Raw genomic sequence first — 1,817 nt, forward strand, 5'->3', positions numbered from 1 at the left:
TCCTGGTGCAGCGCGGCATCCACGACGCGTTCGTCGAGCGCATGAAGGCCTTCGCCAAAACCATCCAGATCGGCAACGGCCTGGCCCCGGGCGTGCAGGTGGGCCCGCTGATCTCGCAGCGCCAGCTCGACCGCGTGATGCACTACCTGGACCTGGGCGCCAGGCAGGCGCAGCTCGTGCACGGCGGCCGGCGCCTGGGCGGCGAGTTGGCCCAGGGCTTCTTCGTCGAGCCCACGGTGTTCGCCAACGTGCGCAACGACATGGTCATTGCCCGCGAGGAGATCTTCGGCCCCGTGGCCTCGGTGATCCCGTTCGACACGGTCGAAGAGGCCCTGCAAATCGCCAACGACACGCCCTACGGCCTGGCCGGCGGCGTGTGGACGCAGAACCTGGCCCGCGCGCACACGGTGGCGCAGGGCATCCGCTCGGGCACGGTCTGGGTCAACTGCTACGGCGTGATCGACCCGGCCGTGGGCTTTGGCGGCACCAAGATGAGCGGCTACGGCTGGAAGGGCGGCAGGGAGCACGTGGAGAGCTTCCTGTACCCCAAGGCAAGCTACTTCAACCTGAACTGAGCGCCGCCCCATGCTGAGCCTGCTTCCCATGCGCGACCAACTGGGCGTGCGCCCGGGCCGCCTGTTCATCAGCGGCCGGTGGCACGACTGGAGCGACAGCCGCTTCGACCAGATCCATCCCGCCACCAACGAAGTGATGACCGATCTGGCCGAGGCCGGCCCGCGCGGCGTGGACATGGCCGTGGCGGCCGCGCGCAAGGCCTTTGACGAAGGGCCCTGGCCGCGCATGCGCGCGCAGGACCGCAAGCGCCTGCTGCAGCCCATCGTCGAGCACATCCTCGCGGCCGAGGAAGAAATCGCAAGGCTGCAGACGCTGGACAACGGCATCCCCTACAGCTTCAGCCGCCACACGCGCGTCTCGGCCAAGGCGGCGGCGGACATCTTCGACCACTTCCTGGGCTGGATCGACAAGCTCAACGGCGAGACCTTCGCGCAGTTCTCCAGCGCGTCGAACCTGCAGTACATGACGTTCCGCGACCCGGTGGGCGTGGTCGCCGCCGTCCTGCCGTTCAACGGCCCGGTGATGACTTTCGCGATGAAGGTGGCGCCGGCGCTGGCCTGCGGCTGCACGGTGGTGGTCAAGCCCTCGGAACTGACCAACCTCGCGGTGCTGCGGCTCGCGCAGATCCTGGCCGAGAGCGATCTGCCGGCCGGCGTGTTCAACCTCGTGACGGGCGGCGCGGAAACCGGCAGCGCGCTCACCGCGCACCCCGGCGTGGACAAGGTCAGCTTCACCGGCAGCCCGGTGGTGGGCGAGCGCATCATGGTGGCCGCCGCGCCGACCATGAAGCGCCTGTCGCTGGAGCTCGGCGGCAAGAGCGCGGCGCTGGTCTTTCCCGACACGCGCAGCGTGCAGGCCACGGCCCACGCGCTGATGGGGCTGTGCTCCACCTTCCTGTCGGGCCAGGTCTGCTCCACGCCCACGCGCGCCGTGGTGCACCGCTCCATCCTGGACGAGTTCCTGCACCACGCCGCCGAGCAGGCCAAGCAGGTGCGCTTCGGCGACCCGTTCGATGCGGCCACCACCTCGGCGCCGATCATCTCGCGGCGCCAGCAGGCGCGCATCCTCGGCTGCATCGCGCGCGGCCGGCAGGAAGGCGCGCGGCTGCTGTTCGGCGGCGTCACGCCGGGCGGCGATCTGGCCCACGGCAACTGGATCACCCCCGCCCTCTTCGCCGACGTGCACAACGGCATGCGCATCGCGCAGGAGGAAATCTTCGGCCCGGTGCTCTGCGTGATCCC

Annotated in this window: 2 protein-coding genes; both read left to right on the top strand. The window is 70.0% G+C overall.

What is annotated here, in order from left to right; all coding sequences use genetic code 11:
• Nucleotides 1-575: aldehyde dehydrogenase family protein (locus JHD63_RS22450; RefSeq protein WP_198973005.1), on the top strand; the 575-nt coding region annotated here is incomplete at its 5' end.
• 10 nt (nt 576-585) lie between these two features.
• Nucleotides 586-1,817, top strand: a 1,232-nt coding sequence (locus JHD63_RS22455; RefSeq protein ID WP_198973007.1) for an aldehyde dehydrogenase family protein, incomplete at its 3' end; no start/stop codon positions are given.

It is taken from the genome of Xylophilus sp. ASV27, from assembly GCF_016428875.1.
GTDB lineage: Bacteria > Pseudomonadota > Gammaproteobacteria > Burkholderiales > Burkholderiaceae_C > Xylophilus.